Below are 16,737 nucleotides of genomic sequence, written 5' to 3'. Positions count from 1 at the left end.
ACTGCCAATGCCTGCCACATTCTTACTGCCGATATATAGAGCCTTTAAATTAACGCCCGAACATTAAAACTTAAAATAATGCAGGGAGAAGACGATTTAAGAGGGCTTGCCAAGATAATGGCTTTTATGCGGGCAGTTAGTATTCTTTTGGTACTGATGCACCTTTATTGGTTCTGTTACGGTTTCTTTATGGAACGTGGATGGACATTAGAAATAATCAACAAAATTTTAGGGAATTTCGACAGAACTGCGGGTTTGTTTTCGCAAAATTTATACACCAAAGTATTTGCGTTGGTATTGCTGGCTTTAAGCTGCCTGGGAACTAAAGGCGTAAAAAATGAGAAGATAACCTGGACTAAAATCTATGTGGCTTTGGCAATTGGCTTTGTCCTATTTTTTCTAAACTTTCCATTATTGAAGTTACCTTTACTTACTGCCACATTTCTATATATTCTTTCTACAGGTTTAGGTTATGTTGCTTTAATGGTAGCCGGAGTTTGGATGAGCCGATTGCTCCGTACCAATTTGATGGATGATGTTTTCAATAATGAAAACGAGAGCTTTCAACAGGAAACAAAGTTGATGGAAAACGAATATTCAGTCAATCTTCCCACTAAATTTTACTATAAAAACAAATGGAATGACGGTTGGATAAATATCGTCAATCCTTTTCGGGCAACGATTGTTTTAGGAACACCAGGTTCTGGAAAATCCTATGCAATTGTAAACAACTATATTAAACAACAGATTGAGAAAGGCTTTTCAATGTACATCTACGATTTCAAATTTGATGACCTTTCCACGATTGCCTACAATCATTTATTAAAGCATCGGGATAAGTACAAAGTGCAGCCCAAATTCTACGTCATCAATTTTGACGACCCACGCAAGAGCCACCGCTGTAATCCACTCAATCCCGATTTTATGACGGATATTTCAGATGCTTACGAAGCGGCTTATACCATAATGTTGAACCTCAACCGAAGCTGGATACAGAAGCAAGGGGATTTTTTCGTGGAAAGCCCAATTATCTTATTGGCGGCGATTATCTGGTATCTGAAAATTTATGAAGATGGAAAGTATTGTACATTTCCGCACGCTATTGAATTATTGAACAAAAAGTATTCAGATGTATTTACAATTCTGACATCATACCCCGATTTGGAAAATTATTTGTCGCCGTTTATGGATGCTTGGCAAGGCGGAGCGCAAGATCAATTACAGGGACAAATTGCATCGGCAAAAATCCCATTATCAAGAATGATTAGCCCGCAATTGTATTGGGTAATGACAGGCGATGATTTTTCGCTCGACATCAACAACCCGAAAGAGCCGAAAATTTTGTGCGTAGGCAATAATCCCGACCGTCAAAATATTTATTCCGCAGCTTTGGGTTTGTACAATTCAAGGATTGTAAAACTGATTAATAAAAAAGGACAGTTAAAGAGTTCGGTTATCATAGATGAGTTACCTACGATTTACTTTAGAGGGCTGGACAATCTAATCGCAACGGCGAGAAGCAATAAGGTAGCTGTTTGCTTGGGCTTTCAGGATTTTTCGCAATTAACGAGAGATTACGGTGACAAAGAGAGTAAAGTAATACAAAATACCGTTGGTAATATATTTAGTGGTCAGGTGGTTGGAGAAACAGCAAAGAGCCTATCGGAACGGTTTGGCAAAGTATTGCAAAAACGCCAAAGTATGACCATTAACCGCAACGATAAATCTACCTCTATTTCCACACAGTTAGACAGCCTTATTCCGGCTTCCAAAATCTCAACACTTACACAGGGGATTTTTGTTGGTTCCGTATCTGATAATTTTGATGAACGCATTGAGCAAAAGATTTTCCACGCCGAAATTGTGGTAGATAATGAAAAGGTTTCAGCCGAAACCAAAGCCTATCAGCAAATACCGCAAATTTTATCTTTTGTAAACGAAAAAGGCGAGGATAAAATGAAACAGCAGATCGAAAGCAATTATCGCCAGATAAAGCAAGACATTGTTCTGGTTATCGAAACAGAATTGGAACGTATCAAGAATGACCCGAACTTAAAGCATTTATTACAAGAGGGGCAATAACAACATAGCTATTCTATAATTTTATTGAATAGATTTGTGTACCTTTGCATAAGGAGACCTATTTATGAATTACCTCATTAGATAATTGATATTGAAAATGAACAAACGAGAATTTAAAGACAAAGTATATACAGAATTATCTAAAATTGTCAAGGCGATGGCAAATCCTCACAGGTTGGAAATCATAGACCTGTTGGCACAGGGTCAGTTTAGTGTAGAGCAGATTGCAAAGAATACGGGGCTTTCCATAGCAAATACATCACAGCACTTGCAGAACCTAAAAAATGCGAAGCTCGTTAAAATAAGCCGTAGAGGCAATTTTATTAACTATTCACTTGCTAGCGAAAGCGTGTATGGTACATTGGTATCGCTTCGGGAATTGGGTATGGCCTTCAATGCCGAGGTAGAAAAGGTTATCAGCGACTTTCGCAGTGGTCAAAGTGCAGATATGCAGGCTATAGATGTAGAAACACTGGCAGCAATGCTTGAAAATGACGAAGTGATTTTGTTGGATGTACGTCCAGAAGAAGAATATAACAGAGGGCATATCCACAAGGCGCTATCAACCCCATTGGAAAAATTGGGAAATTCTTTGAAAAAATTTCCAAAGAGAAAAATGTTGGTGGCTTATTGCAGAGGTCCCTTTTGTGTTTACGCAGATGAAGCCGTTGCGATGCTTACCGAAAGGGGCTATAATGCCATTCGCTTATACGAGGGTTTTCCTGAATGGGCGCTGAAAGGTTATCCTGTCGAACACAGCGAAGTTTCATAAGAAAAACAATAAACCTGTTCTCAAAGGGGTATCTAATTAAATTAAGATACCCCTTTTCATCTTTATCACTCTTGCAAGACTTTAGATGGCTTACATAATTTTTAAACAAACTATTCAATAATTCTATTGAATAGTTTGTTTTTTTCTGTATCTTTGCATTAACAGAATAGATCAGTTATGAATACACAGGAAATAACAGCAACAGAATTGCAAAAAATGTTTGAGAACGGTAAAGAAATGGTTGTATTAGACATCAGACCGCAAGAACAGAGAGAAGAATGGCAGATTGCAGGAAGCATTCACAATAATGTTTACGATCGTCTTATCGCCGGAGATAAAACAGTATTCGATAATACTAAATTTGACAGAGAAACTCCAATTGTAACTGTATGTGCTGGAGGTAAAACGAGCCTTATCGCTGCCGATATTCTGAATACAAAAGGCTACAATGTCTTATCCTTGCAGGGCGGAATGAAAGCGTGGAACTATGCTTGGAACACCGCAGAAATCAAACATACAGAGGTAACGATTGTACAGGTAAGACGTGTGGCTAAAGGCTGTATCTCATATATCATTGGCTCTGATAAGGAAGCTATCGTGGTAGATGCTTCTTTAGAACCAAGCGTTTATATGGAGTTAGCCCAAAAGAACGGTTGGACGATAAAATATGTAATGGACACCCATGTCCACGCAGATTACATTTCCCGAACCATTGAATTGGCAAAAGCAACGGGAGCCACACACCTGTTTACGGAAAATGCAGGCGTGAGTTATGCATTTGTACCGCTAAACGATAGGGAAATTGTGCCTTTTGGTTCGGCTAATCTAACGGCAATATTTACACCAGGCCATACCCCCGAAAGTATTTCTTACCTGATAAATAATGATTATTTGCTAACAGGCGATACCCTTTTTACCAACGGCGTAGGCAGACCAGATTTAAAAGCGGATTATGAGCAAGGATTACAAAAAGCAGAGCAGTTATTTATTTCATTGGGTAAAATTTTAGTCCTAAGCGATAATGACCTTCTTATTCTGCCAGCCCATACTTCTAGTTCCATAGCATTTGACGGAAAAATTATCGGGGATAAGTTATCTAACCTTTCCGCAAAGATAGAATTACTTCAATTGGAGAAAGAAGCATTTATAGCGCAGACAATGAAACGCATTCCACCCACACCGCCCAACTACATACAGATTGCAACACTTAATAAAAGCGGAAACTATGAGGGCATTAATCCTGCCGATTTGGAAGCTGGGGCAAACAGGTGTGCGGTTTCCTGATCACTACCTTGTTGTATCTAAAAGAAAAAATAATGAGTAATATGGAGGAATTAGGTAATTGGATTGCGAAGGCATACCAAAATGCTAACCTTTTAAAATAGTAACTTAAGTGGATAGTAGTATAAGATTAGGATTAAAAGAAAACTGGCAACAATTTACCTTGCTTGTCCTCGTCAATATGATGGTCGGCGGTATGGTCGGTCTGGAAAGAACCTTGGTGCCATTGGTAGGAACAGAAGAATTTAACATACAATCGGATATTGTTGTTTTTTCCTTTATCATCGCATTTGGCTTGGTCAAGGCATTTACCAATTTGATTTCCGGTGTCTTGGCAGACAAGTATACCCGAAAAAAAGTATTGATTTGGGGTTGGCTAGTTGGTCTTCCTGTTCCCTTTTTATTGGCATTTGCACCCTCTTGGAATTGGATTTTGTTTGCCAATGTATTACTGGGCATCAGCCAGGGATTAGCTTGGTCTATGACCGTGAATATGAAGATTGATTTGGTGGGTAAGAAAAGCAGGGGGCTGGCAATGGGATTGAATGAAGCCGCTGGTTACGGAGCAGTTGGACTAACCGCTTTATTAACGGGTTATTTGGCTTCGTATTACGGATTAAGACCCGAACCATTTTATATTGGGATTGCATACACAATTGTAGGGATATTAATGTCTGTTCTCTTTATAAAAGATACACGCAAACACGCCGAATTAGAAGCATCCCAAATTCAGGCTGCAAATTCGGGCGAAGAAGTCCACAAGCCCAATTTGTGGTGGGTATTCAAACAAACATTGTTCAAAAACAAAAACTTATTTTCCATTTCGCAGGCAGGACTGATCAACAATCTGAACGACGGTATGTCCTGGGGCGTGTTTCCACTGCTCTTCATGTCAATGGGCGTTGGTTTGGAGGGTGTCGGCTGGATAAAAGCCGTCTATCCTGTGGTTTGGGGCGTGGGGCAGATCGTTACCGGGCCATTAGCCGATAAATGGGGAAGAAAACCCCTTATTGTTTGGGGGATGTTCATACAGGTTTTAGGTCATATCGTTATCGGTTTGGAATTTTTCGACCCATTAACTGCAGGCTTGATCGGTTCCGTCTTGTTGGGATTGGGCACGGCAATGGTATATCCCGCATTATTGGCCGCTGTAAGTGATGCTGCCCATCCAAGTTGGAGGGCATCTTCTCTTGGTGTTTACCGATTTTGGAGAGATATGGGATACGCAGTAGGTGCTTTAATGGCAGGTATTGTCGGTAATTTCTTTGGACTTATGTGGGCAGTACACATTGCAGGTATCATCACATTTGTTTCAGGTATTATCGTTTGGGTAAGGATGAAAGAAACAATGGAAAAATAACAAGTTTAACTATTGAAAAAACAAAATATATAATGGAAAGCAGAAGAAATTTTTTAAGAACAGGAGCTTTATTTGGTGCGGCTTGCCTCACTTCACCATTGATTGCTTCACCGTTGGTAAGCTTAGACCCACGACAGAAAGAAACGGAGCATCCGAATAACATTGATCATTATTCGGAAGGTAACCTCTTTTTTTTAAGGGTATTTGACCCCACGCTTGCACAGACCAGCTATGTTGTCGGCAACAGACAAAGTAATGAAGCCATTGTGATTGACCCGAAACGTGATATCGACACGTATCTGAAGATTGCTGAAGACAATAATCTGAAAATTACACGGGTAACGGAAACCCATATCCACGCTGACTATTTGAGCGGTGCACCTGAATTGGCTTTTGCTACGGGAGCAAAATTGATACTATCAGGCGAAACTGACCCAAATTGGAAATATGAAATCCCCCACAATGCAATAAAAGACGGTGACAAAATCGCTATGGGCAACATCATTTTGGAAGCGATGCACACGCCTGGACATACGCCCGAAAGTTTGACTTACTTATTGACCGACTTATCTGTTTCCAACAAACCGCAAAAAGCATTAACAGGCGATTTTATTTTTGTAGGCGATGTCGGTCGTCCCGATTTATTAGAAAAAGTTGCAGGTCAGGTAGGTTCACAGGACACCGGAGCAAAACAGTTATATGCTTCCATCCAGCGTTTTTCAAAACTTCCTGATGATTTAGAGATTTGGCCGGCTCACGGAGCAGGTTCGTTTTGTGGCAAATCTTTAAGCGATGAACCGCACTCTACATTAAAGCACGAGAAATTGACTAGCAAAGCATTTCAGTTTGCAAACGATGAAAAAGGCTTTGTAAAGTATATCCTTGACGGACAGCCCGAACCACCCAAGTATTTTGCCACAATGAAACAATGGAACAGAATACCCCGCCCATTGTTGGTTGAAGTTCCAAAACGCCACAAATTAAGCACGAGTGATTTCCTTACAGCACAGAAAAATGGTTTAACTATAGTTGATACACGGAAATTAGAAACAGTTGCCAAAGGTCATATTCCAAACAGTCTGCATATTGAGGGTAACAAATCATTCTCAACCTTTATGGGTTGGTTGCTGAATTACCAAACGCAATATGTCCTGATTGCAGACGAAAGCGAAATGGAGGATTTAACCCGCAAGCTAATGCGTATCGGGATGGACAACATCTATGGGTTCGTAATCAGCTTAAATAAGATGAATGTGGCACTGGAAAAATCCGATCTCGTTAACATTGGGGAACTGAAAAAGTACTTGAACAAGAAAGATGTTCAAATCATAGATGTTCGAACCGAAAGCGAATACGACAACGGACACATTAAAGGTGTGGAAAATATTGTTCTCACTACATTAGAAAAAAATATTCAAAAAATCAGCAAAGATAAACCTGTTATTGTTCACTGCCAAAGTGGAGTACGAGCTGCAATGGCATATTCTATATTGAAAAGAAACGGAATTAAAAACCTAAGTCTTTACTTAGGAGGTATTAACGAGTGGACAGAACAAAACAATGAATTAACGAGATAATCTAAACTATTTGACTCTGCAAATAGTTTAGTACTTGTTGTTAAAAAATATTAAAACACGAGGTTCTGTTTGGATTGTTAGCCAAATTAAAGTATTTTAGCGAACTGATGAATAATACAATGTCACATACTCTAAAAAGTTTTCAGCGATACCTATTTGTATTCGCTGCATTTCTTGTGATGTTTCTCTCATCTTGCTCAGTTAAGGCCAGTATTAAAACACTTGCAGGTTTTCCTCCAAAAACAGAACAAGGTTTACCTAAAGGCAATCATAATTCATCCCTATCTACATTTGAAAAATGTTCGCAGATTGATGTTGTCGATAATCAAATTGATAATAAGTCATCGTATAGTCCTCACGATTTATTACCAGTAATTCTTCTTGCAGTTACTACTATTTTCTTTTTTGGTATCCGCCAAGAAAGAAAAGAAACTAAACACCCACTTTATGGTGGTAGTGGAAAAATTCGTAATTCTATCTCTATCTTTTTAGAATATCGAAAACTTCTCATTCATTTCTCCCTTTAGTTTCTTTTCCTAATTTGAACACAATGTCTCATTTAGGATGTATTTCTATTTTTTCCCTTTTTAAAAAATAAACTGAAGTCGTCATGACGGCTTTTAAAATCGTACATCAATATGATCAAACATATTATGGCGGCCACTTTGTTGTGGCTAGCCGTTGTTGCTGCTTTTCCGCTATATGCACAGCAACAAAAAGAACAAACTTTAGGCAGTTTATGGCCTAAAGTAGAAGAAAATTATCCGGGTATTAGTGCTAAAAAATCGGACATTGATGCCGCAAAGTTCAACCAACGGGCAGTAAAAGGCAATATGCTACCGCAGATAAACGCACAGGCACAAAATACTTATGGAACTTATGAAGGTAGTGCAGGTGGTTTCTTTCCGCAGCCTGGCTTTTTTAACGTAAATGGCCCAGTACCGTTAGATGGTAGCTCTACCGCAGCCAATACCTTTGGCTCCGCTATTGTGAATTGGGAAATGTTCTCTTTCGGAAAGCTCCGTAAGCAGAACGAGGCTGCGGGTGCTTTATATAACAAATCGGTCAGCGATAAAGATGCTTACCTGCTCAACCTGAAAAAGACATTATCGGAAAGGTACATCATTCTTCTTTATAACAATGCTAAGTTGCAATGGACCCAAAAGAATGCCGAACGTCTTGACGACATCCGCAAAATAACTTCGGGTTTGTCAGCATCAGGCCTAAGACCTGCGGCAGACAGCTTGCTCGCCTCGTCATCCTATGTACAAGCAATGGGTGAGCATGATAAATGGTATGGCTTTAAAAATGCTTCTTATATTAAATTATTGGAGTTGTATGGCAATGATACCATAGATTTCACAGCATCTATCAACCGTTTCGGTAATCCCATAGAAAGTGGTTTAAATAAGTTAAATACCATCAATCCTTCCCACCCCATATTAGATGCGCTAGACAAGCAATCGGAGTATTATACTTTAAGTGGCGAGGCACAAAAAAGAGCTTCTCTTCCTTCTATCAACCTGTTAGGTGGTTATGCTTATCGGGGAACGGGTATCAGCCCTAACGGAAATGTATCAAGAGCATGGAATGATGGGTTCAGCAATACCACAAATAATTTTTTGGCAGGTATTGGAATTACATGGAATTTGACTAGCCTGCATACTAACCGAATGAAAAGCGAACAACTGTTCAAAGAAGCCGAAAGTACGAAGCTACTTCAATCACAGTACCAGCAGGCAATGCAAGCAGATTTATCAGCTTCGCAGGCAAAAGTTGTTCAGCAATACCAACAGCTTCAGAAAACGAAGCTGGCCGTAAAGCAGTCGCAAGATGCGTACAATATGTACCTCGCAAGGTACAAAAGCGGTTTAATTACGCTAAGCGAACTTTTACAAATACGCATTTTGCTGGAACAGGCAGAGAATGCACATATCGAGGCTTCCCGTGAATATTGGGGATTGCTAGCTTATGAAGCGGAGCTAACTGCAGATTTCGACTTTTTATTCAACAACCTTTAAATAATCGTATATGAACATTATAAGATTTGCGTTAAGAAAACCAATTGCGATTATGGTTGTCGTACTAGCAATTGCTTTCTTTTCCTATAATACCGTAAAAAAAATAAACGTAGATATATTTCCCGAAGTGGAATTGCCTGCGATGTATGTTGCTATGCCTTATGGTGGACTGTCCCCAGCTTATATGGACGGGTTTATGGCTAATGAGTTCCAAAAGGTACTTCTTTTTGTGAGTGGAGTAAAAAACATTGATTTTAAAAGCGTACAGGGGCTAACCCTGATGAAGCTGACCTTTTATCCCGGAACAGATATGGCACAAGCTGCTGGAGAGGTATCAACATCGGTCTCAAGGGCAATGGGTTTCCTACCGCCCGGAGCAGTTCCACCTATGGTAGTAAGATTTGACGGTAGTTCGCTTCCAGTAGGTAACCTTGTTTTTGAAAGCGACCAGCGTTCCGTAAATGAAATACAGACATTGGCATTGACCAAAATCAGACCAATGTTCGTACAAATCCCAGGCATTACTTCTCCCGCTCCTTTTGGCGGAAATGTACGCTCCATCGTGATCAATATCGATCCTGACGCAATGCAAGCCAATGGATTAAGCCCCGAAGATATTACCGTTGCCATCACTAAAAATAGTCTTCCATCTCCTGCTGGAAATATTCGCATAGGAGATGAAAACTTGATGGCTCCTATAAACTCTATCGCTAAAGGACCTGCAGAACTATTGAAGACCCCTGTAAAAACAAGCGACAACCGTACTATATATGTTGGCGATGTAGCCCGTGTGGAGGACGGAGCAGATCAAACAGTAGGGTACGCTTTGATAAACGGAAAACGTTCTGTTTACCTGCCTATTATCAAAAAAGCAGATGCCTCCACATTGGATGCCGTGGAGAACCTAAAAGCTGCCATTCCGATGCTGAAAGACCAATTACCTGAAGATGTAAAGGTCAGTTATGAATTTGACCAATCAAATTATATCGAACGTTCCCTTTCCAACCTTATACACGAAGGTATTTTAGGAGCTGTTTTCACGGGATTGGTCATACTATTGTTCTTGGGAGACACACGTGGAGCTATCATTGTGGTATTGACCATCCCCATTGCCATTCTTACAGCAGTTACTGTTTTATATCTCTTAGGGCAAACCATCAATATCATGACATTGAGTGGTCTTGCTCTTTCCATCGGTATTCTCGTTGATGAAGCCACAGTAACCATAGAGAATATCCACCAACATATGGAAATGGGTAAACCCAAGCAACGGGCAATTATAGATGCTTTGATCGAAATTTCTATACCGAAATTATTGATCTTACTATGTATTCTTGCTGTATTGACTCCTGCTTTAATTATGACAGGCATTCCTAGAGATATGTTTATGCCTCTATCGATGGCTGTTGCCTTTGCAATGATTGCTTCTTTTTTGGCTTCACAGACCTTTGTACCGATACTGGCCAACTGGATGATGAAGAACAAGCACAATACAGAAGCCAATACTCCGAGAAAGCGAGCTTTTTTTGAAAAATTCCGAGTAAACTATTCTTACAGGATGCGTAAATGGTCAACCAAAGCTATCCCACTTTTTGTTGTTTATGTGCTGGTAGCGAGTGCAGTTGCTGGGGTTTTATTAACAGTTGTTGGTACGGACGTAATGCCAGTTTCCAATAATGGAGATTTTCAGATACGCATACAGGCTCCACAGGGAAGCAGAATAGAAAAAACAGAACAGATTGTTAAGGATATTACAGGAGATATCAAATCAGAACTGCCTGACAACGGTTTAAATATTACCTCTGCATTTGTAGGTATGCACCCCGCAGGATCTCCAATAAATCCGATATTCCTTTTCAGTAATTCTTCTCACGAAGCTATACTGCAAATATCTGTCAATAAGGAAGTGTATGATGGATCAATGGAAGATTTCAAAGAGAAAGTCCGTAATAAGATTATCAAGAACCACCCCGAAGTCTCTTTCAATTTTGAACCGATGGAACTGACAGAAAAGATTATGGGGCAAGGAGCGATGACGCCCATTGAAGTTAAAGTTGGAGCCAATCAGATAAAAGGCGCTTTTGCCCATGCATCAAAAATTGAAGCCAATTTAAAAAAAGTTCCATATCTGCGTGATGTGCGTATTGCCGAACCTATTGCCTATCCGACAATGGAAATCGACGTAAACCGAGATCTTGCTGGACAATTCGGATTGACGATGCAGGATATTACACGTAGTCTCGTTACAGCTACTTCATCAACCCGCTTTACGGATAAGAACCTATGGATTGATCCCAAGTCAGGATTGGTTTTTCAAACACAGGTACAAATCCCCGAGGGTATTATGTCGGAAGAAAGACTTCGATCACTTCCATTAAAAGCTGGAAGTCTTCGCCCGGTACTTGAAGATGTAGCAACCATACGAAGGGTCACTTCTCCAGCTCAAGTAAACAGAAAGGGACCTAACCGTTACGTTACCATTGTGGCTAACCTTTACGGAAAAGATTTAGGTACAGCTTCACGAGCAGTTAAACAAGCTATCAAAAATGCTGGAGAGCCACCTCGTGGAACTATTGTTTGGACAGAAGGTACACTACAGCTTTTAGATGATACTTTGGGTAGTCTTTTGGCAGGTTTAGCTGTAGCAATTATAGCTATATTCCTAATGTTATCGGCTTTTTATCAATCGTTTAAAGTACCGCTTATTATTCTATCGGTATTACCTGCTGTGATTGCCGGTAGTCTTATCATTCTATTCCTCACAGGTAGTACGCTTAACCTGCAATCCTATATGGGTATTATTATGTCGCTTGGTGTATCGGTTTCTAATGCAGTATTATTGGTTAATCAAGCCGAACATTATCGAAAAAAACTGGCACTTAAGCCTGCTAATGCAGCAAGGCTCGCTGCTTCGTCGAGGTTAAGACCAGTGTTGATGACAGCAGCGGCGATGCTTGCCGGAATGTTACCAATGGCAATGGGCTTAGGCGACGGAGCCGAACAAGTGGCACCCTTGGGAAGAGCTGTTATAGGAGGGCTGATTGCTTCCACTGTAACCATCTTGTTATTAGTTCCGCATTTCTTTTCTTCCCTAATGTCGAGAACTTCAATAATCAGTCCATCGTTAGACCCTGATGATGCAGACAGTAGGTATTATGCAGAACAGTCCGATAAACAAACGATATAATAAACTTTAAAAACAAAAAACAATGTATCACAGCATTTCAATAAATAAAAAATCAACAACCATACTGGCACTTACTACATCAATGGTATTCTTGCTTTCCGCTTGCTCACAAAAAGAGCAGAAAAAAGAACAAACGCAAAAGGATCAGGCAAAATCTGTAAACTATAAAACGGCTCCTATACAGGTAATCAATCCCGAGTACGAAATATCCGTTCCGGCAGAACTCAAACCCTTCGAACAGGTAGCGGTGTATGCAAAAGTTACCGGGTTTGTAAAAAAAATGTATGTTGACCGAGGCGACCGGGTTCGCAAAGGTCAGCTTTTAGCAGTACTCGAAGCTCCTGAAATGCAACAACAGTACCTCTCCGACAAATCGACAGAGCAAAAGGTTTACAGTGATTATCTGTATGCAAAACAGGCTTACGATAGATTGGTAACTGCTGCTAAAACTACGGGAGCAGTTGCGGATATTGAACTAGACAGAGCTAAAAGTGCAATGGAAAGTGCCAAGTCTGCTTTTGATGCTTCTAAAGCGGGTACGGCACATTCTTCACAGTTACAAAAGTACCTTCGCCTTACAGCACCGTTTGATGGCATAATAACCCAAAGGAATGTTTCTGTTGGAGCATTGGCCGGAACAGGAGGTAATACACCTTTGTTTATGATGGCACAGAGTAATAAACTCCGCCTTACCTTATCTCTGCCAGAAAAACACGCATCATCTGTTTATGACGGTATGTCTGCTTCATTTACCGTAAGCTCGCAGCCAGGTAAGACGTTTGATGCCAAACTTTCTCGAACATCTGGATTGCTCGACCAGCATGATCGTTCGCTAACATTGGAGTTTGACGTAAGCAATACATCCAGTGAATTGCAGGGAGGCGATTATGCACAGGTCAAGCTGAAATTAAAGCGTAAAAACTCGTCTAACTGGGTACAAAGCAAGAGTGTACTAAACACCCAATCTGGAACGTATGTACTAACATTGAATAACAACGAAGTAAAACGAATTGCTGTAAAGGAAGGTATCCGTTTAGATACACTTACAGAAATTTTCGGTAATCTTTCTCCAGAAGACAATATCATTTTAAAACCATCTGAAGAAATCAAAGAAGGTAAAATAAATAAATAGTAATATGAAAATAGATATCAAAAAAATAATCATAATTCCACTATTAGTCATTACGGGATTAACATACGCATCAATGAAAAATAATGTTGATGAGAATATGATCGCAGACAAAAGCATTAACGGTGAAAAACCGTTAATGTCTAATGTTCAGCAAACACCAGATTTAAAATTTAAGGATGAAAACGGCAAAACTGTAACGTTAAGTTCACTAAAAGGAAAGGTAGTATTTATCAATCTTTGGGCAATCTGGTGTCCACCCTGTATTCAAGAAATGCCATCCATCAATAAATTGCGAAAGACTTTTAAGGATAACGATAATTTGGTATTCCTTATGGTCGATGTGGACGGTAATATCGAAAAGTCAAACAAATGGATGAAAAGCAAAAAATTCGATTTACCTGTATACATTCCTGATGGCGAAATTCCCCGTGAGCTGTTCAAAGGCTCTATTCCAACTACCATTATAGTAGATAAGCAAAATAATATCGTAGCCAAACATGTCGGTGGTGCAGATTATTCGTCACAGGAAGTCATTGACATGATGACAAAACTACTTAATGAAAAATAATTAGTAACAAGCAAATTTAATACAATGAAAAGGATAATATTATTCGTAGCATTCTCACTCATAAGTGCTGCATCATTCGGACAAATGCTAAAGCCAGTAAAATGGTCTTATGCATCAAAACGTATCAGCGATAAAGAAGCTGTTTTATTTATAAAAGCTAAAATAGATGACGGTTGGCACATCTATTCGCAGACCGTTCCCGAAAATGGACCTCAGCCAACGATATTTTCGTTCACTACATCGAAGTCATATCAATTGAACGGAAAGGTACTGGCAGCAAAACCTGTTGTCAAACACGATGAAACCTTTAATATGGACGTTGGATACTATAAAAACTCAGTGGTATTTCAACAAAAGATAAAATTAGCGGAAAATGCACCTACTGTAAAAGGAACACTTACCTATATGGTGTGTAATGATCTGCAATGTTTGCCACCAGAAGAAGTATATTTTAATATTCCAGTTAAATAAAATATGAAATTAATAGTTAGATTATTCACAATACTACTCATCAGCGGATTGATGGCTGTTACTGTAAATGCACAGACCGACAGTCTCCTATCGTTTGATGACGTAGAATTTACCGAAATAACAGAAGAACAACCCATTGAGAAGAAAGATAATAGTATTAAATCCTCCGACAAAGAAACATCGGAAGTTGCCAATTCGATACTAACCGATGAAAACGAAACGGATAAAAGTTCGTTATGGACAATTTTTATAGCAGGCTTTATTGGTGGATTTGCCGCTTTGATTATGCCCTGTATTTTTCCGATGCTGCCTTTGACAGTCAGTTTCTTTACCAAAAGCGGATATTCTAAACGTAAAGCCACAACCCAGGCAATACTTTATGGTTTGTCTATCATAGTGATATATGTGTTGTTAGGTATTTTGATTACGGTTATTTTCGGTGCGGATGCACTCAATAGCCTTTCTACCAACGGAATATTCAATTTTGCATTTTTCGTCCTTTTAGTGGTATTTTCGTTCTCCTTTTTTGGGGCGTTTGAATTGACTTTACCTGCCTCGCTTGCCAATAAGTTAGACCGTAAGGCTGACCGCGGAGGATTGCTGGGGCTTTTCTTTATGGCAGCAACATTGGTAGTGGTGTCGTTTTCTTGTACCGGCCCCATTATTGGAACATTGTTGGTACAGGCTGCCACAATGGGAGAACTATTAGGTCCAACCATTGGAATGTTAGGTTTTGCATTGGCATTGGCAATACCATTTACGCTTTTTGCCATGTTCCCCAGTCTTTTGAAAAGCCTTCCATCTTCGGGAGGTTGGCTGAATAGCGTAAAAATCACACTCGGATTTTTAGAATTAGCTCTTGCTTTGAAGTTTTTGAGCAATGTGGATCTGGCATATCATTGGAATTGGTTCGATAGAGAAGTCTTTTTAGCACTCTGGATTATAATCTTCGGATATTTAGGTTTCTATTTATTAGGAAAAATTCGGTTTCCGAATGATAGTCCAATGGATAAATTGAGCCTGCCGAGAATGGTACTGTCAATACTTGTACTATCGTTTACCCTGTATATGGTTCCTGGATTGTGGGGAGCACCTTTAAAATCCATTTCGGCATTTTTACCACCACAGACAACACAAGATTTTGACCTGTATACTTCTTCTTTTGGTAGGACAGAGACAAATAATGCCGTCGATGGCAAAGCCCGCAAATATTCGGATATATTCCACGCACCCTTAAACCTTAATGTCTTTTTTGACTACGAGGAGGGAATAGAATATGGAAAGAAAGTGGGCAAACCTGTCATGCTCGATTTCACAGGGCATGCCTGTGTTAATTGCCGTAAGATGGAAGCATCCGTCTGGTCTGATAAAGACGTACACAAGCTATTGAACGAAGAACTTATCATCATCCAACTTTATGTGGACGATAAAACAGAATTACCACAGGCAGAACAATTTGTATCATCCTTTAGCGGCAAAAATATACGTACCATAGGTAATAAATGGAGCGATTTTCAGGCGAGTAAGTTTAACTCCAATTCGCAACCTCACTATGTACTTTTAGACCCATCTAACGAGGAAATACTGATCAAACCTACTGGAGCAGATTACAATCCGAAAAGCTATTACGGTTTTATTCAATCTGCAATAAACAAATACAAGAGTACAAATTTATAGGATAATTAATTAAAATCATTTAGTATGAAAATGCAATTTAAAAATTTGGCAGTTCGTTCTGGTCTTTTCATAATCACAGCCGTCTCGCTGGCAGCTTGCGGAAATACAGACAAGAACAAAGAGAATAAAATAAATAACGAAAAAATCACAACAGAAGAAGTTATAGAGGTGGAAGCTCCAGCAACTTCAGCTATTTCCTTTAAAAACAAAAGTGGAGAAACTGTATCGTTAAGTTCATTAAAAGGTAAAGTCGTATTCATTAATTTCTGGGCTACATGGTGTCCGCCCTGCATTCAGGAAATGCCTACCATTAACGAACTAAAAGCAAAGTACAAAGGCAATGACGACATCGTATTCCTGATGGTAGATGTAGACAACAAGATGGAAAAATCCACTGCATTTATGGAGAAGAATAAGTATGATTTGCCTGTATATGTTCCAGCCAGCAATATACCTTCTGAATATTTAGGCAGTTCAATTCCAACTACGGTCATACTAGACAAAAGCGGAGATATGATTGCCCGTATCGAAGGTGGTAGGGATTATACAAGTCCCGAGATCATCAAAGTTGTGAATGAACTTGTAGATAGTAACTAATTGATAAAAGAA

13 protein-coding genes are annotated in these 16,737 nt (G+C 39.5%); all 13 read left to right on the top strand.

Translation table 11 applies throughout. The features are described 5' to 3' along the window. Window positions 1–78 precede the first annotated feature (78 nt). The 13 genes from mobC to DIU38_RS01650 all read left to right on the top strand — a co-directional run bounded on the left by mobC (window position 79) and on the right by DIU38_RS01650 (window position 16,725). Window positions 79–2,082: a conjugal transfer protein MobC gene (gene mobC / locus DIU38_RS01710; protein ID WP_112652843.1), complete on the top strand. Its 2,004-nt coding sequence runs from the start codon at window positions 79–81 to the stop codon at window positions 2,080–2,082. 97 nt (window positions 2,083–2,179) lie between these two features. Next, window positions 2,180–2,854, top strand: coding sequence for an ArsR/SmtB family transcription factor (locus tag DIU38_RS01705; RefSeq protein ID WP_112652842.1), 675 nt, complete (start codon window positions 2,180–2,182; stop codon window positions 2,852–2,854). Window positions 2,855–3,031: 177 nt separating this feature from the next. Next, the gene (locus DIU38_RS01700; protein WP_112652841.1) at window positions 3,032–4,138 is read left to right on the top strand and encodes an MBL fold metallo-hydrolase; all 1,107 of its coding nucleotides are present in this window, start codon (window positions 3,032–3,034) and stop codon (window positions 4,136–4,138) included. Window positions 4,139–4,247: 109 nt separating this feature from the next. Further along, window positions 4,248–5,495, top strand: a complete 1,248-nt coding sequence (locus tag DIU38_RS01695) for an MFS transporter (protein WP_208057618.1) — start codon at window positions 4,248–4,250, stop codon at window positions 5,493–5,495. 32 nt (window positions 5,496–5,527) lie between these two features. After that, window positions 5,528–7,072: an MBL fold metallo-hydrolase gene (locus DIU38_RS01690; RefSeq protein ID WP_112652922.1), complete on the top strand. Its 1,545-nt coding sequence runs from the start codon at window positions 5,528–5,530 to the stop codon at window positions 7,070–7,072. 107 nt (window positions 7,073–7,179) lie between these two features. Beyond that, window positions 7,180–7,599, top strand: a complete 420-nt coding sequence (locus DIU38_RS01685) for a hypothetical protein (protein WP_045753438.1) — start codon at window positions 7,180–7,182, stop codon at window positions 7,597–7,599. Between the two features lie 111 nt (window positions 7,600–7,710). Continuing rightward, on the top strand, window positions 7,711–9,093 hold the full coding sequence (locus tag DIU38_RS01680) for a TolC family protein (RefSeq protein ID WP_045753439.1): 1,383 nt from the start codon (window positions 7,711–7,713) through the stop codon (window positions 9,091–9,093). A gap of 10 nt (window positions 9,094–9,103) precedes the next feature. After that, window positions 9,104–12,280, top strand: a complete 3,177-nt coding sequence (locus DIU38_RS01675; protein ID WP_045753440.1) for an efflux RND transporter permease subunit — start codon at window positions 9,104–9,106, stop codon at window positions 12,278–12,280. A 22-nt stretch (window positions 12,281–12,302) separates the two neighbouring features. Further along, the gene (locus tag DIU38_RS01670; protein ID WP_045753441.1) at window positions 12,303–13,412 is read left to right on the top strand and encodes an efflux RND transporter periplasmic adaptor subunit; all 1,110 of its coding nucleotides are present in this window, start codon (window positions 12,303–12,305) and stop codon (window positions 13,410–13,412) included. Between the two features lie 4 nt (window positions 13,413–13,416). After that, on the top strand, window positions 13,417–13,980 hold the full coding sequence (locus DIU38_RS01665; RefSeq protein ID WP_045753442.1) for a TlpA family protein disulfide reductase: 564 nt from the start codon (window positions 13,417–13,419) through the stop codon (window positions 13,978–13,980). A 24-nt stretch (window positions 13,981–14,004) separates the two neighbouring features. After that, complete coding sequence (locus DIU38_RS33340; protein WP_045753443.1) at window positions 14,005–14,451, top strand: protein-disulfide reductase DsbD N-terminal domain-containing protein; 447 nt, start codon at window positions 14,005–14,007, stop codon at window positions 14,449–14,451. 3 nt (window positions 14,452–14,454) lie between these two features. Continuing rightward, window positions 14,455–16,128, top strand: a complete 1,674-nt coding sequence (locus tag DIU38_RS01655; protein ID WP_112652839.1) for a protein-disulfide reductase DsbD family protein — start codon at window positions 14,455–14,457, stop codon at window positions 16,126–16,128. A 24-nt stretch (window positions 16,129–16,152) separates the two neighbouring features. Beyond that, a complete protein-coding gene (locus tag DIU38_RS01650) occupies window positions 16,153–16,725 on the top strand; it encodes a TlpA family protein disulfide reductase (protein WP_045753445.1) in 573 nt (190 codons plus the stop codon). Window positions 16,726–16,737: the final 12 nt, after the last annotated feature.

The organism is Mucilaginibacter metallidurans (assembly GCF_003286435.2).
Classification (GTDB): Bacteria; Bacteroidota; Bacteroidia; order Sphingobacteriales; family Sphingobacteriaceae; genus Mucilaginibacter; species Mucilaginibacter gossypii.
The sequence above is the reverse complement of the archived record's forward strand: the minus strand, read 5'-3'. Positions and strand labels throughout refer to the sequence as shown.